The following is a 20,761-nucleotide window of genomic DNA, read 5'->3' as shown; positions in this document are numbered from 1 at the left end:
GCGCATGGGTCTGTCCGTACTCGTCGCCGACGACGAACCCCCCACGTTGGACGAGCTGGTCTATCTGCTCGGTCGCGACGAGAGGGTCAGCCAGGTGCGTTCGGCGTCGTCGGGCGCCGAGGTGCTGCGGGCGCTCGAGGAGTGCGAGGCCGACGCCGTCTTCCTGGACATCGCGATGCCCGAGCTGTCCGGCCTGGACGTCGCCCGCGTCCTGGGTCACTACCGGGTGCCTCCGAAGGTCGTCTTCGTCACCGCTCACGAGGACCACGCGGTGGACGCGTTCGACCTCGACGCGGTCGACTACGTGCTGAAGCCGATCGCCGAGTCGCGGCTGCGCGAGAGCGTACGGCGGGTGCTGGGCAGCGGGACGGGCCGCCGCGACCCGGAGCCGGCCGCGGACGAGGTGGTCGCGGTGGAGCTGGCCGGGGTCACCCGGTTCGTCAGCCGTTCCGACGTGGCGTACGTGGAGGCGCAGGGCGACTACGTCCGGCTGCACACGGTCGACGGGTCGACGCACCTGCTGCGGACGTCGCTGGCCGCGCTGGAGCGGGACTGGGCGCCCGCCGGGTTCGTGCGGCTGCACCGCAGCCTCCTGGTCGCCGGGTCTCGGGTCCGCGAGGTCCGTACGCACGAGGGCCGTTGCACCGTGCTCGTCGAGGTCGACGGCCGCCCTCTCGCCGAGCTGCAGGTCGCCCGCCGCCACGTACGAGACCTGCGGGACCTCGTCGCCCACCGCGCCGGCCGTACGGGTCCGCTCCGGTGAGCCCGGAGGGCGGATCGCGCCCGGCGCGGGTTCGGGTGACGAGCCCGCGGACCGTGGCCCCGCCGCACCGGCGCCGCAGCGTGGCCGAGGAGATCGACGACGGCACGGCGATCGGCGAGGTCTACGTGCGCTCGTTGGTGCGCTCGCAGTTCAGGCTCGCTGTCGGTGTCACGCTGGCGCTGGCGGCGACCCTGGGGATCCTTCCGCTCGTGTTCCTCGTGCTGTCGGACCTCGGCACGATCAGCTGGGGGCCGCTGCCGGTGCCGTGGTGGCTCCTCGGGGTCGCGCCGTACCCGGTGCTGCTGGTCCTGGGCTACGTCGTGGTCCGTCGCTCCGCGCACCACGAGCGCGCGTTCGCCGACCTGGTCGAGCGGCCCTGACGGAGCGGCGGTGGGCGTGAACAGCACGTACGCGGCCGTCGCCGTCATCGTCGTCGCCGTCGTGACCCTGGCGATCGGGTTCTTCGGGCTGCGGTTCAGCCGGACGACCTCGGACTTCTACGTCGCGTCCCGATCCGTCAGCCCGCTGTGGAACGGATCGGCGATCGGCGGCGAGTACCTCTCCGCGGCGTCGTACCTCGGGATCGCCGGACTGATCCTCACCTACGGCGCGGACATGCTGTGGTTCAGTGTCGGCTGGACGGCCGGCTACCTGCTGCTGCTCGCGTTCGTCGCGGCACCGCTGCGCCGGTCGGGGGCGTACACGCTGCCCGACTTCACCCAGATCCGCGTGCCCTCGCCGTACGCCCGGGCGCTGGCGAGCGTGCTGGTGGTGGTGATCGGCTGGCTCTACCTGATGCCGCAGTTCCAGGGCGCCGGTCTGGTCCTCCACACCGTCACCGGGTCCCCGCCCTGGGTGGGCGCCGTCCTCGTGGCGGTCGTCGTGGTCGTGAACGTGATCTCCGGCGGGATGCGCAGCATCACGTTCGTCCAGGCGTTCCAGTACTGGCTGAAGCTCACCGCGCTGGGCGTCCCGCTGATCTTCCTGCTGCACGCATGGACCCGCGACGGCCGTCCCAGCCCGGCGGACGTCGGTGTGGGCGAAGGCTGGCTGTCGCCGCTGTCGTACCAGGGCACCGGGATCGCGATGTACGCGACGTACTCCCTGATGATCGCGCTGTTCCTCGGGACGATGGGGCTGCCGCACGTGGTGGTGCGGTTCTACACCAACCCCGACGGCGACGCCGCGCGGCGGACGACGCTGCTCGTGCTGGGACTGCTCGGGCTGTTCTACCTGATGCCGGCGATGTACGGCCTGATCGGCCGCGTCTACGCCAGCGACCTGGCCGGGACCGGGCACAGCGACATCGTGGTGCTCGCCCTGCCGGGCCGCATGATCGGGGGTTCGCTGGGGGACGTGCTGGGCGCGTTGCTGACCGCGGGCGCGTTCGCGGCCTTCCTGTCGACGTCGTCAGGGCTCACGATGTCGATCGCGGGCGTGGTCGCGCAGGGGCCGGTCGGCCGGTGGGTCGCGGCGCTGCGCCCGGCAGCGCTGAGCGGCCCGGCGACCGAAGGCGTGCCGCCACTGCGCGTCGCGGCAGTCCTCGGGGCCTCGGTGCCGCTGCTGCTCGCCCTGGTCTCCGACCGGATCGCCGTCGCGTCGTCGGTCGGCTTCGCGTTTGCCGTCGCCGCGTCGACGTTCTGCCCGCTGCTGGTCCTCGGGATCTGGTGGCGCCGTCTGACGGCCCCGGGGGCGATCGCCGGGATGCTGGCCGGGGGCCTCGGCTCGGGGGCCGCCGTGGTCGCGACGATCGTGCGCGGCTCGGACGAGGGATGGCTGGCGATCCTGCTGGCGCGGCCGGCGGCCTGGTCGGTGTCGCTCGCGTTCGTCGTGATGATCGTGGTCTCGCTCGCGACCGCCCGTCGGGTTCCTCCGAACGTCTCGCGGGTGATGGTGCGGCTGCATGCGCCCGAGCGGGTGCGCCTCTCGCGCTGACCCGCGCCCGCGGGCCTGTGTCAGCCGACCGGCCCCTCGCCCAGGGTGACCTCGGCGCTGTGCGACTGCCCGTCGGTGTCGGTCCAGGTGACCGTCATCCGGTCGCCGACCTCGTGCTGCGCGATCGCCTCGGACAGCGCGGACGCGGTGCCGACCGCGGTGCCGTCGATCGCCGTGATCGCGTCGCCGCCGGTGATCCCCGCCTCCTCGGCGGCGGACCCGTCCACCACGCCCTGGACCGCGACGCCCTCGGGCTGCTCGCTGCCGCTCCCGTACGGGTCGGACTGGGACCAACCGCCGCGACCGGGGCGGACGGAGGACTGCGTGGCCAGGGTGACGCCCAGGAACGGCGTCGCGCCGATCTGGACGGTGCCGGACTCCTCGCCGGACTGGATCTGGCTCACGATCTCCAGCGCGGTGCCGATGGGGATCGCGTACCCCGTGATGTCGGCGCTGCCGCTGGAGGCCGCGGTGTTCATCCCGACGACCTCGTCGTCGGCGTCGTACAGCGGGCCGCCGGAGTCGCCGGAGACGATGTCGGCGTCGACCTCGATCAGGCCGGTGAGCTGCTCGGATCCGCCCCCCGTCTGGTCCGCGACGTCGATCGACTCCTCGAGTCCGGTCACCGTGCCGGACGCCGCGCTCGGCTGCTCGGAGCCGCCCGCGTTGCCGACGCCGGTGACCTCGTCGCCGACCTCGACCGGATCGGTGGTGTCGGGGGTGACCGTGTCGAGCCCGGAGGCGTCGTCGAGCTGGAGCAGCGCGACGTCGGTCACCGCGTCGTACCCGACGACCTCGGCGCTGTAGGTCTGTCCGGTGGCGGCGATCTCGACCTCGATCGCGGTCGCGCCCTCGACCACGTGGTGGTTGGTCAGGATCTCGCCGTCGGAGGAGAGCACCATGCCGGTGCCGGCGGCCTCGCCCTGGTCGTAGCTGACCTCGGTGCGGATGTAGGCCAGACCGGCCTGCTGGTCCTCCGACGCGGTCGTGGTGCCCTGGGACGAACCCGAGCCGCTGCCCGGCGCCTGGCTGCCCGGGCCCTGTCCGCCCGATCCCCACGGCGATACCTCGCCGTCGTCCTGCGTGCCAGGAGGGATCTGGTCGGTCGTCCCCGTCGACGGGTCCGTCGCCGAGGTGGTGGACTGCCCGGCGATGTCGGCGGCCTGCGTCCCGCCGACGAGGACACCTCCGCCGAACGCGAGCGCCGAGGTGCCGAGCACGGCGCCCGCGGCGAGGCCGGCGATCAGAGCGCGAGGCCTGCGGCGCCCGTCGTGCGCGGTCGGGGCGGTGGAGGGCTCAGCGGGGCTGGGGGCGACGGGTGTGGTCTCCATGTGTTCCAGAGAACCGTGCGAACCTGGGGAGATCCTGGGAGCGCCCTGTGCATCGGCGAACAGTCGCCGTGACCGCGTCTGGCACGATGGCGCGATGACGACACGCGCGCTGGTGCTCGGTGGCGGCGGCACCACGGGGATCGCCTGGGAGGTCGGGATCCTCGCCGGGTTGGCGGAGTGCGGCGTGGACCTGCGTGACGCCGACCTCGTCGTCGGGACGTCGGCCGGGTCGCTCGTCGGGGCGCAGGTCGGCGCCGAGGCCGACCTCGACGCGATGTACGAGCGCCAGCTCGTCGGGATCCCTGGCGAGCGCGGGGCGGTGATCGGCGCGCGGGTGAGCGCGACGTGGATCCTGTCGGTGCTGCGGTCCGGACGCGACACCGAGGCGCTGGGTCGGCGGCTCGGACGGTTCGCGCTCGCGGCCCGCGACGGCGGGCGGGTCCCGGACGTCTCCGAGCGGCTGGCGGTGATCCGCTCTCGTCTGCTGTCGTCGACCTGGCCCGTCGGCTGCGACCTGCGGATCACGGCGGTCGATGCGGTCACGGGCACCTTCCGGACGTTCGGGCGCGACGACGGGGCGGACCTGGCCGAGGCGGTCGCCGCGAGCTGCGCGGTCCCCGGGGTGTACCCGCCGGTGGCGATCGGCGGTCGGGACTACATCGACGGGGGCACGCGCTCGTCGGCGAACGCCGACCTCGCGGACGGGTACGACCGCGTCGTCGCGCTCACACCGCTGAGCCGCGCCTGGCCCCCGTCGCGCGGAGCAGTCCCGCAGCTGGACTCCACGGGGGCGCGCTGGGCCCTGGTGGCACCCGACCGGGCGTCGATGCAAGCCATCGGGCACAACGTCCTCGATCCGGCTGCCCGCCCCGCGACCGCCCGGGCGGCACGCGCGCAGGCCCGGTCGCACGTCGACGAGGTCGCGGCGGTCTGGGACTGACACGGCGCCGCGCCGTACGCTCTGCGGGTGGCACGACGACTGACCCCGCTCTCCGACGACACGTGGCGCCGGACCGCCGGCCGGATCGAGGACGCGCTCGAGTCCGGTGAGTCTCCCGTGCGCGACGATCTCAAGGCGGCGACGAAGCACCTGCTCGCCGTGCTGGCGCAGCGCTCACCCGGGGCGAGCGTCGAGGTGCGTGTCCCTCCCTTCGCCGCTGTGCAGGCGATCGAGGGCGCGCGTCACACCCGCGGCACCCCGCCGGCGGTCGTCGAGACGGACCCGCTGACCTGGATCGGGCTGGCGACCGGCCGGGTCCGCTGGCCCGACGCGGTCGCCGACGGGCGCGTCCGGGCGTCGGGGGAGCGCAGCGACCTCGCCGGTCACCTGCCGCTGGTGTGACGCGAGGGCCTGGGGTCGTTCAGCGGCGCCCGGCCTGCAGCGCGTTCCACAGCCGTGCGTCGGCGGTGGGCCAGCGGGGCAGGCCGACCCGGGCCCGGTAGTCCTTCACGGCCCTGGTGGTGATCGATCCGTACAGCCCGGTCCGGGGGACCGAGCGCCCGAGCGCGGCGGTCAAGGACCGTTGGAGCCGGTAGACCTTCTTGCCGGTCGACCCGTACTTCAGGACGGTGTCGGTGCCCTGCGACAGCAGGCTGACCCAGACCCGGCGTCCCAGCACCGGCTTCGCGGAGAACCCGTGGTCCCGGCGGTACCGCACGACCGCTCGCTGCACCGTACGGCCGTACCGCGCGCTCCTGCTCTTCGTGCCGTAGCCGGTCTTCCGCAGCAGGCACTTCGCGATCGGTGCGAGGAACCGGCCCCGCTTGCCGGGACGGAGCGTGCGGTACTTCGTGACGTCCTCGGTGCCGCACTGGCGGCGCGCCCTCGTCGGGTGCGAGCCCTTGCCGACGTCGAGGAAGTTGTGGTCGATGTGGATCGCGACGCCGCCGTTGCGCTCGGTCACGTTGCCCGTGTACTGGTGGACGCGCCGCCCGTTCGCCCAGACGTCGTCGTCGAGGTACGGCCCGCCGTCGGTGTTCGCACGCCCGTTGTACCAGCCGATCCAGAGGTGGTCGGGGTAGTCGTACGCGGTGCGTCCGGCGTTCTTGAGGGCGTTCATCGTGGCGATCGCGGCGGAGCCGCTGGAGTAGAGCCCGGAACGGTACGAGAGCCGGTGCAGCTTCGTGGTCCAGCCGTCGACGAAGCGCTGGACCGCGGCGTCGCAGCTCGCGTTCGAGCGGGGGTACCACTCGATGTCGAGGTAGAGCACCCGCCCGCCCGGGATCCCGAGGCCGCGTGCCGCCTTGACGCTCGCCTTCGCCGCGGCGATGCCCTGGTCGTGCGCGGTGGCCGGGTCGCTGGACATCCGGGCCTTGCTGCCGCTGTAGCAGGGGGCCTGACGGCCGACGTGGATCGGGAGCAGCCGCCACCCGCGCGCGGCCTGGGTCGTCACCCACGAGCGCGTGAGGTTCGGTTGGGCGCAGCCACGCGAGCCGCCCGAGATGTAGATGCCGACCGCGGCGTACCGCGAGGAGCGCCACCAGGCGTCCATCGCCTGCTGGGAGGGTGCTGTGCAGGTGTCGAAGCCGTAGCCGGTGAAGCTTCCGGGTGCCTGCACGCTCGCCGCGGCCGGGGCGGCGGCGAGCGTGGGCGCCAGGGTGCCGGCGGCCAGGGCGATCCCCGCGGCCAGGACGGCGGTTCGTGAGCGGAGCGTGGGCATCGGGTCCCCCCGTAAGGTTCGCCGCATGAGCAGCAGTGGAGCGGTCGAGAGACTTCAGTTCATCATGCCGTCGATTCTTCGCGACCTCGACGCGCTCGTACGCACCCCGTCGGTCGGGGCCGACCCCGCCCGGGCGGACGACGTGCGAGCGAGCGCCGACCAGGTCGCGGGTCTGCTCCGCGACGCCGGGTTCGCGGACGTCGAGGTGGTCTCCGAAGGCGGTGGCCCGGCGGTGATCGCCCGTCATCCGGCGCCCGAAGGGGCCCCGACCGTGCTCCTCTACGCCCACCACGACGTCCAGCCGACCGGCGATGCCGCGCTGTGGACCTCGCCTCCGTTCGAGCCGACCGTGCGGGACGGGCGGTTGTACGGGCGGGGTGCCGCCGACGACAAGGCGGGGATCGCCGCCCACCTGGCCGCGTTCCGGGCGTACGACGGGCACCCGCCGGTCGGCGTGACGGTGTTCGTGGAGGGCGAGGAGGAGTCGGGGTCGCCGACGCTCACCCGTTTGCTCGAGACCCACCGCGACCGGCTCGCGGCGGACGTGATCGTGATCGCGGACTCCGGCAACTGGGACATCGGAGTCCCGGCCCTCACGACGACGCTGCGCGGGCTCGTCGACCTGACCGTCGAGGTCGAGACGCTGGAGCACGCCGTGCACTCCGGCATGTGGGGCGGCGTGTTCCCCGACGCGGTGACCGCGCTCGTCCGGCTGCTGAGCAGCCTGCACGACGACGACGGCGAGGTTGCCGTCGCCGGCCTGGTGTCGGGGCAGGCGGCGGACGTGGAGTACCCCCACGAGCGCCTCGTCGCGGAGTCGGGCGTGCTCGACGGTGTGCAGCAGATCGGCTCGGGCTCGGTCGTCGACCGGCTGTGGACCAAGCCGGCGATCAGCGTGATCGGGATCGACGCGCCCAGCACGGCCGAGGCGTCCAACACCCTGCTGCCGCGCGCGAGCGCCCGGGTCTCGATGCGGATCGCGCCGGGTCAGGTCGCCACCGAGGCGATGGACGCCCTGGCGGCGCACCTGCGTCACCACGCGCCCTGGGGTGCCCGCGTGACGGTCACGCCGGGCGACCTCGGCGAGCCGTACGCCATCGATGCGGCCGGCCCGGCGTACGACGCCGCCCGTGACGCGTTCCGGGAGGCCTGGGACGGCGTCGCCCCGATCGACATGGGGGTCGGCGGGTCGATCCCGTTCATCGCCGAGTTCGCGGAGCGGTTCCCGGAGGCGGCGATCCTGGTCACCGGTGTCGAGGATCCCGACACCCGGGCGCACGGGATCGACGAGGGCCTGCACCTCGCGGAGTTCGACCGGGTGTGCCGGGCCGAGACACTCCTGCTCGCACGTCTGGCCGAGAGCTGGGGCGAGGCATCCGAATCTGTGCGGTGAAATGTCGGCTTCGTCGGGTTCGTACGGTCCGATACTGACTCCGAGCGGCCGGGGTGTTCCCGGCTGTCCTGGGGGTGACCATGTTCGACGCCGCAGCGCCCGACGACGACCCGGGCGACGACATCTACGACGACCGGATCAGCAGGCTCCCGGACGAGCCCAAACCGAAGCGTGACGTCTTCACCGGCAAGTCCGGCCGCCGCGCGCCCAAGCCGACCACCGAGCGTGACGTCGACGACCTCGGGTCGGGGGCGCGCCGTGGGTAAGAAGCGCCAGCGCCGGTCCGAGGTCGTGGAGTACCACGGCAAGAAGATGAACGCCTACGACCGCGCGGTCGTGCAGACCGCCGAGAGGATGCTCGGCTACCAGCTCACGATCGTCCAGGGCGGCTACAACGCCGGCGGGGTGTCGGCCTCGGCCGGCACGCACGACGGCGGCGGAGCGCTCGATCTGATCCCGTACGACCACGCCAAGAAGGTGAAGGTGTTCCGCGAGCTCGGGTGCGCCGCCTGGCACCGCAAGACCCTGCCCGGTGTGTGGGGCGAGCACATCCACGTGGTCATCCCGGGCTCACCGGACATGTCGCCGGTCGCGGAACGGCAGGTGATCGCCTACGACAACCGGCGCGACGGGCTCGCCGGCAACGGCCCCGACCGAGGGCCGAAGCGCCTGCCGCGGGACAAGATCCGGTTCCCGCCGCGGTGGCGGATCAGCGGCACCTGGTACCACACCACACGCTCGGTCTGGAGCCGCTCGTCGCCCGAGATGGGCGGCGCCAACCACGTCCGTCGCGCGCCCGCCGGCACCAACATGAAGATCACCCGCACGAAGACCGTGGGCGACCGCGAGTTCGGGCACCGGGCGAACGGGCGATGGGTCCAGATGTCCGCGCTCGAGAAGGGGCGGATCAAGCAGGAGGACGAGGACGACTGAGGTTCTCGATCGCTCGCTCCGCTCGCGCCTCGAACCCCGGAGGCGATCGCTCGCTCCTGCCGCGCGCCACGGACCCGATGGTCCCGCTGGTCGAGGCGCGAGCGGAGCGAGCGATCGAGACCTCCGATCGAGACCTCTCAGACCTGTCGGCCCGACTCCGCCCAGTAGCCCTTGCGGAGCTCGCGCTTGAGGATCTTGCCGGACGGGTTGCGCGGCAGCATCTCGACGACGTCGACCGACGTCGGGCACTTGAAGTGCGCCAGGTGCTCGCGTGCGTACGCGATCACCTCCTCCGCCGTGCCGTCGGCGCCCTCCTGGAACGCGACGACGGCCTTGACGGTCTCGCCCCACCGCTCGTCGGGAACGCCGATCACGGCGACCTCCGCGATCGCCGGGTGCGCGGTGAGGACCCGTTCCACCTCCGGCGAGTAGACGTTCTCGCCGCCCGTGACGATCATGTCCTTGATCCGGTCCTCCACGTAGACGTACCCGTCGACGACCCGACCGATGTCGCCCGTCCGGAACCATCCGTCGGGCGTGATCACCTTCGCGGTCTCCTCGGGCTTGTTCAGGAAGCCCTTCATCAGCTGCGGCGTGCGGAACCACAGCTCTCCCGCCTCGCCGTCGGGCACGTCCTCCAGCGTCGCCGGATCGACGACCCGGACCTCGGCCTCGGGAAGGACCGTCCCGGCCGAGAGCAGCCGCTCCGGGTGGTCGGCGTCGGTGTGCGCCTCGGGCAGGAGGTGGGTGATGACGCCGCAGACCTCGGTCAGTCCGTAGACCTGCATGAACTGCGTGTCCGGCCAGGCCTCCATCGCCCGCTGCAGCAGCGGCAGCGGCATCGGGGCCGCCCCGTAGGAGAACATCTTCAGCTTGCTGAACAGCGCGACCGCCTGAGGCCCGCCGTTCAAGGCGGCCTGGGCGACGGCCGGGACGAGGAAGGCGGAGTTCGCGCCCTTCGCGATCGCGGTCGCCAGCGAGACCGGGTCCGGCTCCCGGGTCATGATCTGCGCGAACCCGTCGTACAGGCCGAACTGGGCGTACGACGTCCCGCCGACGTGGAACAGCGGCATCGCGACGAGCGCCTTGTCGCCGGGGTCCATCGCCCAGCCCTCGTGCGAGTTCACGGTGTGGGCGACCATCGCGCGGTGGCTGAGCATCACGCCCTTCGGCCGCCCCGTCGTCCCCGAGCTGTACATCACGAGGCACGTGTCGTCCGGTGTGAGGTCGGGGGCGTGGCCGACGCCCTCGGACGCCGCCAGCCACGCCTCGTACTCGTCGCCGTCCTCGCCGTCCGGCGTGACCGTGATGATCTTCTCGACCGCCGGGAGCCGGTCACGGATCAGCTCGATCGCCGGCACCAGCTCGGTGCCGACGAAGAGCACGCGCGCCCCGGAGTCGTTGATGGTGTAGTCGAGCTCGTCGCCGGCGAGACGCCAGTTCACGATCGCGGTCGCCATCCCGCGCGACGCGGCGGCGAGGGTGACCTCGAGGCAGGCCGGGTGGTTCTTGTCGAGGAACGCGACCGTGTCGCCGTGACCGAGACCGAGGTCGCGCAGCCCGCCCGCGGCGCGGCGCACCCGCTCGTGCATCTGCGCGAACGTCCACGTGCGCTCGCCGTACGTCATCGCCTCGGCGTCCGGTGTCACCTCCGCCCACCACGAGAGTCGGTCGTCGAGGAAGGTCGGATCGGGCGGCTGCGTCATCGGGGCTCCTCCTGTGGGGCCGAACGGGTGTCTGACTGTGACACGCACCACAGCCGCCGTTCAAGGGAGGGCGACGGAGTGGCGGCACACGACCGGGCGCCCCGTACAGTGGCGGCGTGTCTCCTGCCCCCAGTCCCGCCGACCTCGCCCAGCTGGCCGCGGGCACGCTGCCGCAGCCGCTGGTGGGTGCGATCGCGGTCGGCATCCCGATCCTGATCGTGATCGTGTTCTTCGTCTTCTGGGACCGTCCGCCCAAGCGCTGAGCCCGTCGGGGCCGGATTGACCGGACCTGCCTACACTGAGGGTGTGCCTCGCGGAGACGGTCGACTGACCCACGACCTCGATCCTCACGACGTCGGCCCCCAGGACGCGTGCGGTGTGTTCGGCGTCTGGGCCCCCGGCGAGGAGGTCGCCAAGCTGACCTACTTCGGCCTGTACGCGCTCCAGCACCGCGGTCAGGAGTCGGCCGGCATCGCGGTCTCCAACGGATCGCAGATCCTGGTCTACAAGGACATGGGTCTGGTCTCGCAGGTCTTCGACGAGGCCACGCTGGACTCGCTCCAGGGGAGCCTCGCGATCGGCCACGCGCGCTACTCGACCACGGGCGCGAGCGTCTGGCAGAACGCCCAGCCCACCTTCCGCCCGACCGTGCACGGGTCGGTCGCCCTCGGCCACAACGGCAACCTGACGAACACCGCGGAGCTGGCCGAGACCCTGGCCCGACGCACCGCCGAGAACGGCGACCTCGCCGGCCGGGTCCGTGAGCTCGCCACGAGCGACACCGCCGTGATGGCGTCGCTGCTGGCGTCGTACGAGGACCTCAGCCTGGAGGAGGCCGCGATCGAGGTCCTCCCGCAGCTGCGCGGCGCGTTCTCGCTGGTCTTCATGGACTCCGACACGCTGTACGCCGCGCGCGACCCGCAGGGGATCCGTCCGCTCGTGCTCGGGAGGCTGGAGCGCGGCTGGGTGGTGGCCTCGGAGACGGCGGCGCTCGACATCGTCGGCGCCTCCTACATCCGCGAGGTCGAGCCGGGCGAGCTGGTCGCGATCGACGCCGACGGGCTGCGTCACCACCGCTTCGCCGAGCCGGCGCCGAAGGGCTGCGTCTTCGAGTTCGTCTACCTCGCACGTCCCGACACCCAGATCTCCGACCAGCGCGTGTTCTCGGTCCGCACCGAGATCGGCCGCAGCCTGGCCCGCGAGGCGCCGGTCGAGGCCGACCTCGTGATCCCGGTGCCGGAGTCGGGCACACCCGCCGCGATCGGGTACGCCGAGGAGTCGCAGATCCCGTTCGGCCACGGCCTGGTGAAGAACTCCTACGTCGGCCGGACCTTCATCCAGCCCAGCCAGACGCTGCGCCAGCTCGGGATCCGGCTCAAGCTCAACCCCCTGCGCGACGTGATCGCCGGCAAGCGACTGGTGGTGGTCGACGACTCGATCGTCCGCGGCAACACCCAGCGCCAGCTGATCCGGATGCTCCGCGAGGCCGGCGCCGCCGAGGTGCACGTGCGGATCTCGAGCCCGCCGGTGAAGTGGCCGTGCTTCTACGGGATCGACTTCGCGACGCGTGCCGAGCTGATCGCGAACGGCATCTCCGTGGACGAGATCTGCCGCTCGATCGGCGCGGACAGCCTCTCGTACGTCTCGCTCGAGGCGATGGTCGAGGCCACGCGCGTCCCGAAGGACTCGCTGTGCCGCGCCTGCTTCGACGGCGAGTACCCGGTCGGCCTGCCCAGCGACGACCGCACCACCCTGCACCTGCTGGAGCCGGAGCGCGCCGACGACCGCGTCTCGGTGACCATGGTCAACCCGTGAGCGATTCGAGGGACACCGTGACGTCGTACGCCAGTGCCGGGGTCTCGGTCGAGGCCGGGGACCGCGCCGTCGAGCTGATGAAGGAGTGGGTGGCGCAGGCACGCCGTCCCGAGGTGGTCGGCGGGATCGGCGGGTTCGCCGGGCTGTTCGACGCCTCGGCGCTCAAGGACTATCGGCGCCCGCTGCTGGCGACGTCGGCCGACGGCGTCGGGACGAAGGTCGCGATCGCGCAGCGGATGGACGTGCACGACACCATCGGGTACGACCTGGTCGGCATGCTCGTCGACGACCTGGTGGTGTGCGGTGCGGAGCCGCTCTTCCTCACCGACTACATCGCCACCGGGAAGGTCGTGCCGGAGCGGATCGCGTCGATCGTCAAGGGGATCGCCCAGGCGTGCGCGGAGGCCGGCTGCGCCCTGCTCGGCGGGGAGACCGCGGAGCACCCCGGTCTGCTGGCGCCCGACGAGTACGACGTCGCCGGGTCGACGACCGGCGTGGTGGAGGCCGATGCGCTGCTCGGGGCCGAGCGGGTCCGCGCCGGCGACGTGGTGATCGCCATGGCCTCCTCGGGCCTGCACTCGAACGGCTACTCGCTGGTCCGCAAGGTCTTCTTCGACATCGCCGGCTGGTCGCTGGAGCGCGAGGTCGCCGAGCTCGGCACGACGCTGGGCGAGGCGTTGCTGACCCCTACCCGGCTGTACGCGAAGCCGTGCCTCGACCTCGCTGCGCGCACCGACGTGCACGCGATGTCGCACATCACCGGAGGCGGCCTCGCCGCGAACACCGCCCGCGTGGTCCCCGACCACCTCTCGGTGGAGATCGAGCGGGGGACGTGGGCGCCGGATCCTGTCTTCGGGCTGGTCGGCGAGCTCGGCTCGGTGGCGCGGGGGGATCTGGAGCACGCCCTGAACATGGGTGTCGGGATGGTTGCGATGGTCGCTCCGGACCATGCGGACGCTGCGGTGGCGGTGCTGGCCGAGCACGGAGTGGCCTCCTGGGCCTGTGGCCGGGTGACGTCCGCAGCGGGCGGCGAGGTGACGCTCGTGGGCGACTACGCGTGACCGTGATCTGAATCACACGCGCGTGATCTCGCCCGCGATCGTCGAGGATCCGGACGCCGGGTCGGTTCGCACAATCTTGGACCGAACCGGTAGCCTAGGGCCTACGACGTGAAACCGAGACTGTGCGAGGGGGTCGGACCCTATGGGGCGCGGCCGTGCAAAAGCCAAGCAGACGAAGGTTGCTCGCAACCTGAAGTACCGCACGCTGGACACTGACTTCGATCAGTTGCAGCGCGAGCTCCATGGCGAGCCTGAGGGCCCGGCGGCCGAGGAGCCGGATGACGAGCTCCTCGAGAAGTACGCCGACTTCGCCGACAGCGACTCCGGTCCGTCGACCCACTGACGCACCGTCGCACCGGCACGCCGACGACGACCACCGATGAACGGTGGTCGTCGTCCGCTCGACTTCGGCCGTTCGTGACCGCGCCGTACGGCCCCGGTTGAGGGCGCTGCCTCAGCGGGGCGGCAGCCAGGTGGAGCGCAGCCGCGAGACCTCGGCGATCCGCTGCTCGGCGATCTGGTCGGCCGCGACCGACGGCGCGACTCCCTCGCCCTTGGCGCGGGTCAGCACGTCGAAGGTGGTCTGCTGGATCCGGGTCGCCCTTGCCTTCGCTCGCTCGAAGGAGAATCCCTCCAGCTCGTCGGCGACCTGGATCAGCCCGCCCGCGTTGACGCAGTAGTCGGGCGCGTAGACGATCCCGCGCTGCTCGAGCAGCAGCTCGGTCCCGGGGTGGGCGAGCTGGTTGTTGGCGCCTCCGCACACGATCGCGGCACCGAGGGCCGCGACCGTGTCGTCGTCGAGCGCTCCGCCCAGTGCGCAGGGTGCGTAGACGTCGAGGTGCTGACGGACCAGCGTCGCCGTGTCGGAGACTGCCCGCACCCCTTCGTACGTCTGCAGGACGCTCTCGACGGCCTCGGCGCTGACGTCGGTGACGACGACCTCGGCGCCGTCCTCGACCAGGTGCCCGACCAGGTGGCGTCCGACCTTGCCGACGCCGGCGACCCCGACGACGCGACCCGCCAGGGACGGCGAGCCCCACACGAACTCCGCGCTGGCGCGCATCCCCTGGAACACCCCGTACGCCGTGAGCACCGAGGAGTCGCCGGCGCCGCCGTGCTCGACGGTGCGCCCGGTCACGAAGTCGCACTCGCGCGCGATGACGTCCATGTCCTCCGGGTACGTGCCCACGTCGCACGCTGTGTAGTAGCGGCCGTTGAGCGACTGGACGAACCGGCCGTACGCGCGCAGCAGGGCCTCGGACTTGTCCCGGCGCGGGTCACCGATGATGACGGCCTTGCCGCCGCCGAGGTCGAGACCCGCGAGCGAGGCCTTGTAGGCCATCGCCTTCGACAGCGCCAGCACGTCGGTCAGCGCGGCGCCCTCGTCGGCGTAGGGGTAGAAGCGGGTCCCTCCCAGCCCGGGGCCGAGCCCGGTCGACGCGATCGCGACGACGGCGCGCAGCCCGCTCGCCTCGTCCGAGCAGAAGACCACCTGCTCGTGGCCCCCGCCGAACGGGGACGGGATCGTACGGGTCTCCACGTCTGTTGTGTTCACGAGTCCACTCTAGGAGCCCGCCTGGAGCGACGCGGAGTCCCCGGACGGGGAAAAAGAGTGTCACAGGTCGATACGAATTCCGTTCGGGGGGTCCGAACCGAGGCTTCCCTTTGGCATGATTCCTCCCATGGATTCGCACTCCCCCGATGCGGAACGCCTCCTGACCCCGTCCGAGGTCGCCAAGATGTTCCGAGTTGTCCCCAAGACCGTCACCCGTTGGGCCCAAGCAGGCAAGATCAGCTCGATCCGCACGCTCGGCGGTCACCGCCGATTCCGTGAGGACGAGGTGCGACGGCTCCTGAAGGAAGGTTTCGGCAGTCCCGAGGAGTTCGGGCCGGTCGACGAGAGCAAGGCCAGCTGATCCGGCTGCCGCCGTCGTCGCCCTGGCCGGGAGGGTCGGGGGACCACTGGTCGGGGCGACGGCGACGGCAGCCGGACAGTACTCGCAGCGCGGTCGCGGCCGTGTGGTGTCACAGTGGTCCTCGACTCGGAGGCGAGGAGCAGCCGTGACCGATCCATCCGCTCGAGCGACCCGCGGTCTCGTCGCGGGTCTGCTGCTCGGTGTCGCCGCAGGGTGCCGCTCGTCGCTCGGGGTCGCGGCCCCTGTGCTCACCTCGGGTGCGTCGCGCCCGCGCAAGATCGCCGCCGGCGTGGCGGTCGTCGCCGAGCTCGCCGGTGACAAGAATCCGGCGGCCATGAGCCGGCTGATGACGCCGAGCCTGGTCGGCCGCGCCGCGGCGGGGCTCACCGGCGCGGGTGCGCTCGCGCGTGGCAGCGGCTCCGGCTGGGCGGGCTCGCTCCTGCCGGGTGTCGCCGGCGCCGCCGGTGCGCTCGCGGGGACGTACGGCGGCGCGCGGTGGCGTGGCTGGGTCGCCGCGCACGGTCGGCCCGACCTGCCTGCGGCGCTGGCCGAGGACGCGGTCGCGATCGGACTCGCGCTCGCGGCGACGCGACTCGTCCGGCGCTAGCGTGGTGCGATGGCCACACGACCCGCCGACCTCATGATGGGTGCGCTCTGCGACCTGCGGATCCATCCGGTCCGAACCTGGGTCCGGGCGACGTCGGGCGGCGTGACGGTCGTCGACACCCGCGATGCCGCCCTCGTGTGGGAACCGCGTCGCGTCGTCGCGTCGTACGCCGTGCCGCGCGCCGACGTCACCGGCGACCTCGTGCCCTGGGACGGGACGGCTGGTGCCGAGCACGCCGTGCGGATCGGTCACGATGGTCCGTCGGTCCTCGACCCGCGCACGCCGTTCTCCGTGCACACCGCGGCGGGGCGAGCGTGGTCGATCGCAACGTCGTCGGGGGTGCTGGAGGGCGCCGCCTTCGTCGCCGACGATCCCGACCTCGACGGCCTCGTGGTGCTGGACTGGAGCGTGTTCGACGAGTGGCGCGAGGAGGAGGAGCGGGCCTACGGTCACCCGCGCGACCCGTACCACCGGATCGACTGCCTGCGGAGCAGCCGGCACGTGACCCTGTCGATCGGCGGCCAGGTCGTCGCCGACACGCGACGCCCGACCTACCTGTACGAGACCAACCTCCCGCCGCGCGTGTACGTGCCCGCCGAGGACGTCCGGACGGACCTGCTCTCGACCAGCCCGACGATCACGTACTGCGCGTACAAGGGGCGGGCCTCGTACTTCTCGCTCGGGGCCGGCGACGCGCGGATCGAGGACGTGGCCTGGACCTACGAGGCGCCGCTGCACGACGGGCGCCCGGTCGCGGGCCTGATCTGCTTCTACGCGGAGCGGTTCGACGAGACCGTCGACGGGGTGCCGCAGGAGCGTCCGGTCACACCCTGGTCATGAGCTCGCCGGGACCGCGGGGAGCCGGCCCCGACGAGTGTGCGCCGGTGCTCAGCTCTCGCGCAGGGCGTAGGTCAGGACGGCGTTGCCGACGCTGGTGACGGTGTGGTCGGTCATCGTCAGACGCGTGACGGGCAGCGAGTCGTCGAAGAGCCGCTGGCCCTTGCCGGCGATCACGGGGTGCACGGTCAAGGTGAGGTTGTCGACGACACCGGCGAGGAAGAGCGATCGCACGGTCTCGATCCCGCCCACCACGCTGATCGCGCCCTCACCGTCGTTCTTCAGCGCGCGGACGTACGCGACCGGGTCGCCGTCGATCGCCGTGCTGTTCCAGGCGAGCTCGCCGGTCAGCGAGCTGCCGATCACGTGCTTGCGGACCGGGTTGATGAACGCGCCGAACGGGTCGTCGGCGCCGGGCCAGTACTCCGACCACTCCTCCCACAGGACGCGGCCGATGACGACGTCGGTGACGCCACTGATCGCTGCGCCCATCAAGGCCCCCTCGTCGGGCCCGAATGCGTCGAACTGCCACTGGTCCGGAGCCTCGACGACGCCGTCGACGGAGGCGAACAGGTGGGCGTTGGCGGTGCGGGTCATGACGTTTCCTCTCGTTGCACCAGTGTGTCGGACACCGGGTAGACAACGGCCACCCGACGAACTCATCGGTGGCGAGGTCGAGCTCGTCCGCACCGGGACGCCGCTGGACGCACGAACGCCGCAGGACGGATGTCCTGCGGCGTTCGGAGGCGGTGGCCAGGGCCGGGGTCGAACCGGCGACCTTCCGCTTTTCAGGCGGACGCTCGTACCAACTGAGCTACCTGGCCTTACACCAAACCGCCCGGGTCCACCCGGGCGGTCCCTACTATACAAGCCGCCCCCGACCGGCCGTGCACAGGCTGGCGGGGGCGGCCGGTCGACGGGTCGGGACCGTGCCGTTCAGAGCACCGTGGTTCAGAGCACCGTGATGACGTGCTCGGCCTCCAGCCGGGGGAGACGGTCGAGATACGCGTCCGCGCCGGGGTGGCCGATGTTCACGATGACGCGCGAACGCTGGCTCGTGCCCGCGAGGAACTCGGCGTCGACCCCCGCCGCGTCGAAGCCGGTCATCGGGCCGGCGTACAGCCCCGCGGCCCGCACGCCCACGATGAAGTAGCCGATCTGGAGCCCGGTGTTCAGCTCGGCCATCGGGGCCCGCGCCTCGCCCATCCCGGCGAACATCTCGCGCGCGTCCGGCTTGTGCGGGAACGTCGTCGGGAAGTGCTCGTGGAAGTCGGAGTCCGACGACAGGATCGCCACCAGCGGAGCGCTCGCGGTCTTCGCACGGTTGCCCTCGGCCATCAGCGGGAGCAGGCGGCTCCGCGCCTCGTCGGAGGAGACCAGGGTGATCCGGAGCGGCTGGCTGTTCATCGCGGTCGGGCCGTACTTGACCAGGTCGTAGACGGCGCGGATCTCGTCGGGAGTGACGGGCTCGTCGCTGAACGTGTTCGCGGTGCGGGCCTCGCGGAAGAGCAGGTCCTGCGCGGCCGGGGCCAGCGCGAGCTCGGGGATCGTCTGAGTCATACAAGGTGCAACGAGTCGGCAGATTAGATGCATTCCGCAACCATGTGTGGCGATTCTCACGCCACGACCCAGCCGTCTGTGTAGCCGTGCCCGCGTCGCGACAAACGTCGCGCCCGGCCGTACGGACGTGCCTGCGTTGTGTACCGTGACGCGGTCGCGGTGCAGGCATCTGCGTCCCCGGCCTGCGGGAACGCAGGCACGCACTGCGCCCAGCCGTACGACGGGGTGTGCCGAACAACGAGAAAGGTCCGAGCCGGACGGCTCGGACCTTTGCTGGCGACCCTGACGAGACTCGAACTCGCGACCTCCGCCGTGACAGGGCGGCGCGCTAACCAACTGCGCCACAGGGCCTTGCATCTTCAGTTGTTCGTGCGCCCTCAGCGGGTGCGAGCACCACTCTACTCGACCGGTTCAAGACCCCCAAGACCGGGGTGCCGTTCCACGGAGAGCACCCCTCGAGCGTGCCCCCAACGGGATTCGAACCCGTGCTACCGCCTTGAAAGGGCGGCGTCCTAGGCCACTAGACGATGAGGGCGGACGCGTCTGCACGCGACCGGATCAGCATACGGGGACGTGGACGAGTCGGGCAGACTGGGAGGCGTGATGACGATGGACCCGGACCGGTTCAACGAGCTCGTCGAGCAGGCGTACGCCGACCTCCCGGCCGAGCTGACCGACCTGCTCGACAACGTCGTGCTGTTCGTGGAGGACGACGCGCCGGCCGACGACCCGACCCTGCTCGGCCTCTACGACGGCATCCCGCTCACCGAGCGCGGCGGCACGTACGCCGGGGTGCTGCCCGACCGGATCATGGTCTACCGCAACCCCACCCTCGCGATCTGCGAGACCGAGGAGGACGTGGTCGCCGAGGTCGGGATCACCGTCGCGCACGAGATCGCGCACTACTTCGGGATCGACGACGACCGGCTGCACGACCTGGGGTACGCATGAGCGGGCGCTGGCGGAACCGGCTGTCTCGATCGTCGCTCCGCTCCGCCTCGACGAGCGGGGCCGATGTCACCTTGATCCGCTCCGACGAGCGGTACGTGTCGGTCCGCGACGGCATCACGACGCGGCACTCCTTCTCCTACGGCGACCACTACGACCCCGACAACGTCGCGTTCGGTCCGCTGCGCGCGGTCAACGAGGAGCTGCTCGCGCCCGGCGCCGGCTACGACGCCCACGCCCACGCCGACGTCGAGATCGTCACGTGGGTGCTCGACGGCGCCCTCGCGCACGCCGACTCGACCGGCGTCGACGGGACCGTACGGCCGGGCGAGGTGCAGCACGTGAGCGCACGCACGGGGATCGAGCACACCGAGCGCAACGCGTCGGCGACCGAGCCGCTGCGCTTCCTCCAGATGATGCTGGCGCCGTCGCCGGACGAGCTCGCGTCGCCGGACCCGGGCCCTCCGGTCTACCGGCAGGCCGACCTCGCCGGCGCCCGCGGCTACCTGATCGATGTCCTCGCCGTGCGGCCGGGCGTCGGGCTCCAGGCCGCGTTGCTCGACGCGGGCGACCAGGTGGGTCTCGACGAAGCGCCGGGGATGGTGCACCTGCAGGTCAGCCGTGGGAGCATCGACCTCGGCACGCCTCGACGGCGTCGGCCGCACCGGCTCGAGGTCGGTGACGCCGTGCGCGCCGTCGACGCGGCCGGGCTCTCCGTACGGGCGGTCACGTCCGCGGAGGTGCTGATCTGGCGGTTCGACGAGGAAGTGGCGTGATGACGGTCCTGGTGCTCAACGGTCCCAACCTGAACCGGCTCGGCAAGCGCGACCCGACCGTCTACGGCTCGCGGACCTACGACGAGCTGGCGGCGCTGTGCCGCCACACGGGAGCCGACCACGGTCTGGACGTCGACGTCCGCCAGACCAACAGCGAGGCCGTGATGATCGACTGGCTGCACGAGGCGGCCGAGGCCGGCTCGCCGGTCGTGATCAACGCCGGCGCCTGGACCCACACCTCGATCGCGATCCGCGACGCCGCCGAGATGCTGACCGCGCCGCTGATCGAGGTGCACATCTCGAACGTGCACCAGCGTCAGGAGTTCCGGCACCACTCGTACCTGTCGGACGTCGCGACCGGGGTGATCGTCGGCCTGGGCTTCGAGGGCTACGTCGCCGCCCTCGGATTCATCGCCTCGCAGCTCGACTCCGACCCGCCGGGATGAGCGGCTGCCACGGCGTGTGACAGGTGACGTGACCGGCCCGACGTAGCGGCATCCCGCGGGTTTCCCTAGGGTGT

24 protein-coding genes and 3 tRNA genes are annotated in these 20,761 nt (G+C 72.0%); 18 read left to right on the top strand and 9 right to left on the bottom strand.

Features of this window, described 5'->3' with window-relative positions:
- Nucleotides 1–4 precede the first annotated feature (4 nt).
- From CLV56_RS07315 to CLV56_RS07305, 3 genes are read left to right on the top strand one after another with little or no spacing between them, the layout of a single operon-like run.
- Nucleotides 5–763 (top strand): LytR/AlgR family response regulator transcription factor, encoded by a 759-nt coding sequence (locus CLV56_RS07315; RefSeq protein ID WP_039341701.1) that lies wholly within the window; start codon nucleotides 5–7, stop codon nucleotides 761–763.
- A 53-nt stretch (nucleotides 764–816) separates the two neighbouring features.
- On the top strand, nucleotides 817–1,143 hold the full coding sequence (locus tag CLV56_RS07310) for a hypothetical protein (RefSeq protein WP_245857679.1): 327 nt from the start codon (nucleotides 817–819) through the stop codon (nucleotides 1,141–1,143).
- 16 nt (nucleotides 1,144–1,159) lie between these two features.
- Nucleotides 1,160–2,698: a sodium/solute symporter gene (locus CLV56_RS07305; protein ID WP_039341842.1), complete on the top strand. Its 1,539-nt coding sequence runs from the start codon at nucleotides 1,160–1,162 to the stop codon at nucleotides 2,696–2,698.
- 20 nt (nucleotides 2,699–2,718) lie between these two features.
- On the opposite strand, the gene CLV56_RS07300 is transcribed toward CLV56_RS07305, so the two are convergent.
- On the bottom strand, nucleotides 2,719–4,029 hold the full coding sequence (locus CLV56_RS07300) for a S1C family serine protease (protein ID WP_211288011.1): 1,311 nt from the start codon (nucleotides 4,027–4,029) through the stop codon (nucleotides 2,719–2,721).
- Nucleotides 4,030–4,123: 94 nt separating this feature from the next.
- Between CLV56_RS07300 and CLV56_RS07295 the strand changes: the two genes are divergently transcribed.
- Both CLV56_RS07295 and CLV56_RS07290 read left to right on the top strand, forming a co-directional pair.
- The gene (locus tag CLV56_RS07295; RefSeq protein WP_039341697.1) at nucleotides 4,124–4,969 is read left to right on the top strand and encodes a patatin-like phospholipase family protein; all 846 of its coding nucleotides are present in this window, start codon (nucleotides 4,124–4,126) and stop codon (nucleotides 4,967–4,969) included.
- 27 nt (nucleotides 4,970–4,996) lie between these two features.
- On the top strand, nucleotides 4,997–5,371 hold the full coding sequence (locus tag CLV56_RS07290) for a sterol carrier family protein (protein ID WP_245857677.1): 375 nt from the start codon (nucleotides 4,997–4,999) through the stop codon (nucleotides 5,369–5,371).
- A 19-nt stretch (nucleotides 5,372–5,390) separates the two neighbouring features.
- On the opposite strand, the gene CLV56_RS07285 is transcribed toward CLV56_RS07290, so the two are convergent.
- Nucleotides 5,391–6,689 (bottom strand): glycoside hydrolase domain-containing protein, encoded by a 1,299-nt coding sequence (locus tag CLV56_RS07285; RefSeq protein WP_157805101.1) that lies wholly within the window; start codon nucleotides 6,687–6,689, stop codon nucleotides 5,391–5,393.
- A gap of 25 nt (nucleotides 6,690–6,714) precedes the next feature.
- Between CLV56_RS07285 and CLV56_RS07280 the strand changes: the two genes are divergently transcribed.
- From CLV56_RS07280 to CLV56_RS07270, 3 genes are all read left to right on the top strand, one after another.
- Nucleotides 6,715–8,082, top strand: coding sequence for a dipeptidase (locus CLV56_RS07280; protein WP_039341696.1), 1,368 nt, complete (start codon nucleotides 6,715–6,717; stop codon nucleotides 8,080–8,082).
- Nucleotides 8,083–8,162: 80 nt separating this feature from the next.
- Nucleotides 8,163–8,348: a hypothetical protein gene (locus CLV56_RS07275; RefSeq protein WP_039341695.1), complete on the top strand. Its 186-nt coding sequence runs from the start codon at nucleotides 8,163–8,165 to the stop codon at nucleotides 8,346–8,348.
- On the top strand, nucleotides 8,341–9,015 hold the full coding sequence (locus tag CLV56_RS07270) for a hypothetical protein (protein ID WP_100414612.1): 675 nt from the start codon (nucleotides 8,341–8,343) through the stop codon (nucleotides 9,013–9,015). Before CLV56_RS07275 ends, CLV56_RS07270 begins: the two co-directional genes overlap by 8 nt.
- 137 nt (nucleotides 9,016–9,152) lie before the next feature.
- Here CLV56_RS07270 and CLV56_RS07265 read toward each other — a convergent pair whose 3' ends face one another.
- The gene (locus tag CLV56_RS07265; protein ID WP_039341694.1) at nucleotides 9,153–10,721 is read right to left on the bottom strand and encodes a long-chain-fatty-acid--CoA ligase; all 1,569 of its coding nucleotides are present in this window, start codon (nucleotides 10,719–10,721) and stop codon (nucleotides 9,153–9,155) included.
- 116 nt (nucleotides 10,722–10,837) lie between these two features.
- On the opposite strand from CLV56_RS07265, the gene CLV56_RS20555 reads away from it, so the two are divergent.
- The 4 genes from CLV56_RS20555 (at nucleotide 10,838) to CLV56_RS07250 (ending at nucleotide 13,940) form a co-directional block, all read left to right on the top strand.
- A complete protein-coding gene (locus CLV56_RS20555) occupies nucleotides 10,838–10,984 on the top strand; it encodes a hypothetical protein (protein WP_157805100.1) in 147 nt (48 codons plus the stop codon).
- A 43-nt stretch (nucleotides 10,985–11,027) separates the two neighbouring features.
- Nucleotides 11,028–12,536: an amidophosphoribosyltransferase gene (gene purF / locus CLV56_RS07260; protein WP_039341692.1), complete on the top strand. Its 1,509-nt coding sequence runs from the start codon at nucleotides 11,028–11,030 to the stop codon at nucleotides 12,534–12,536.
- Entirely contained in the window at nucleotides 12,533–13,597 is a 1,065-nt protein-coding gene (gene purM, locus CLV56_RS07255; RefSeq protein WP_039341690.1) for a phosphoribosylformylglycinamidine cyclo-ligase, read from the top strand. Before purF ends, purM begins: the two co-directional genes overlap by 4 nt.
- 142 nt (nucleotides 13,598–13,739) lie before the next feature.
- A complete protein-coding gene (locus CLV56_RS07250) occupies nucleotides 13,740–13,940 on the top strand; it encodes a DUF3073 domain-containing protein (RefSeq protein WP_039341688.1) in 201 nt (66 codons plus the stop codon).
- Between the two features lie 111 nt (nucleotides 13,941–14,051).
- Here the strand turns inward: CLV56_RS07250 and CLV56_RS07245 are convergent, their stop codons facing one another.
- A complete protein-coding gene (locus tag CLV56_RS07245; RefSeq protein WP_281254199.1) occupies nucleotides 14,052–15,152 on the bottom strand; it encodes a Leu/Phe/Val dehydrogenase in 1,101 nt (366 codons plus the stop codon).
- A 127-nt stretch (nucleotides 15,153–15,279) separates the two neighbouring features.
- Between CLV56_RS07245 and CLV56_RS07240 the strand changes: the two genes are divergently transcribed.
- The 3 genes from CLV56_RS07240 to CLV56_RS07230 all read left to right on the top strand — a co-directional run bounded on the left by CLV56_RS07240 (nucleotide 15,280) and on the right by CLV56_RS07230 (nucleotide 16,960).
- Entirely contained in the window at nucleotides 15,280–15,513 is a 234-nt protein-coding gene (locus CLV56_RS07240) for a BldC family transcriptional regulator (RefSeq protein WP_039341686.1), read from the top strand.
- A gap of 145 nt (nucleotides 15,514–15,658) precedes the next feature.
- On the top strand, nucleotides 15,659–16,120 hold the full coding sequence (locus CLV56_RS07235) for a hypothetical protein (protein WP_100414610.1): 462 nt from the start codon (nucleotides 15,659–15,661) through the stop codon (nucleotides 16,118–16,120).
- Nucleotides 16,121–16,129: 9 nt separating this feature from the next.
- Nucleotides 16,130–16,960: a DUF427 domain-containing protein gene (locus CLV56_RS07230; protein WP_039341684.1), complete on the top strand. Its 831-nt coding sequence runs from the start codon at nucleotides 16,130–16,132 to the stop codon at nucleotides 16,958–16,960.
- 48 nt (nucleotides 16,961–17,008) lie between these two features.
- On the opposite strand, the gene CLV56_RS07225 is transcribed toward CLV56_RS07230, so the two are convergent.
- From CLV56_RS07225 to CLV56_RS07205, 5 genes are all read right to left on the bottom strand, one after another.
- The gene (locus CLV56_RS07225) at nucleotides 17,009–17,554 is read right to left on the bottom strand and encodes a dihydrofolate reductase family protein (RefSeq protein ID WP_039341683.1); all 546 of its coding nucleotides are present in this window, start codon (nucleotides 17,552–17,554) and stop codon (nucleotides 17,009–17,011) included.
- Between the two features lie 153 nt (nucleotides 17,555–17,707).
- A tRNA-Phe gene (locus CLV56_RS07220) sits at nucleotides 17,708–17,781 on the bottom strand.
- A 127-nt stretch (nucleotides 17,782–17,908) separates the two neighbouring features.
- On the bottom strand, nucleotides 17,909–18,517 hold the full coding sequence (locus CLV56_RS07215) for a malonic semialdehyde reductase (RefSeq protein ID WP_039341681.1): 609 nt from the start codon (nucleotides 18,515–18,517) through the stop codon (nucleotides 17,909–17,911).
- 274 nt (nucleotides 18,518–18,791) lie between these two features.
- Nucleotides 18,792–18,868, bottom strand: a tRNA-Asp gene (locus CLV56_RS07210).
- A 111-nt stretch (nucleotides 18,869–18,979) separates the two neighbouring features.
- Nucleotides 18,980–19,052: transfer RNA gene (locus tag CLV56_RS07205), tRNA-Glu, on the bottom strand.
- A 68-nt stretch (nucleotides 19,053–19,120) separates the two neighbouring features.
- On the opposite strand from CLV56_RS07205, the gene CLV56_RS07200 reads away from it, so the two are divergent.
- The 3 genes from CLV56_RS07200 (at nucleotide 19,121) to aroQ (ending at nucleotide 20,687) form a co-directional block, all read left to right on the top strand.
- Nucleotides 19,121–19,468, top strand: coding sequence for a metallopeptidase family protein (locus CLV56_RS07200; RefSeq protein WP_211288106.1), 348 nt, complete (start codon nucleotides 19,121–19,123; stop codon nucleotides 19,466–19,468).
- Nucleotides 19,469–19,539: 71 nt separating this feature from the next.
- A complete protein-coding gene (locus tag CLV56_RS07195) occupies nucleotides 19,540–20,241 on the top strand; it encodes a pirin family protein (RefSeq protein ID WP_039341821.1) in 702 nt (233 codons plus the stop codon).
- Nucleotides 20,241–20,687, top strand: a complete 447-nt coding sequence (gene aroQ / locus CLV56_RS07190) for a type II 3-dehydroquinate dehydratase (protein WP_039341677.1) — start codon at nucleotides 20,241–20,243, stop codon at nucleotides 20,685–20,687. The genes CLV56_RS07195 and aroQ overlap by 1 nt, the downstream gene beginning before the upstream one ends.
- Nucleotides 20,688–20,761 lie beyond the last annotated feature (74 nt).

Origin of the sequence: Mumia flava, assembly GCF_002797495.1 — a bacterium.
GTDB classification, from domain to species: domain Bacteria; phylum Actinomycetota; class Actinomycetes; order Propionibacteriales; family Nocardioidaceae; genus Mumia; species Mumia flava.
The sequence above is the reverse complement of the archived record's forward strand: the minus strand, read 5'-3'. Positions and strand labels throughout refer to the sequence as shown.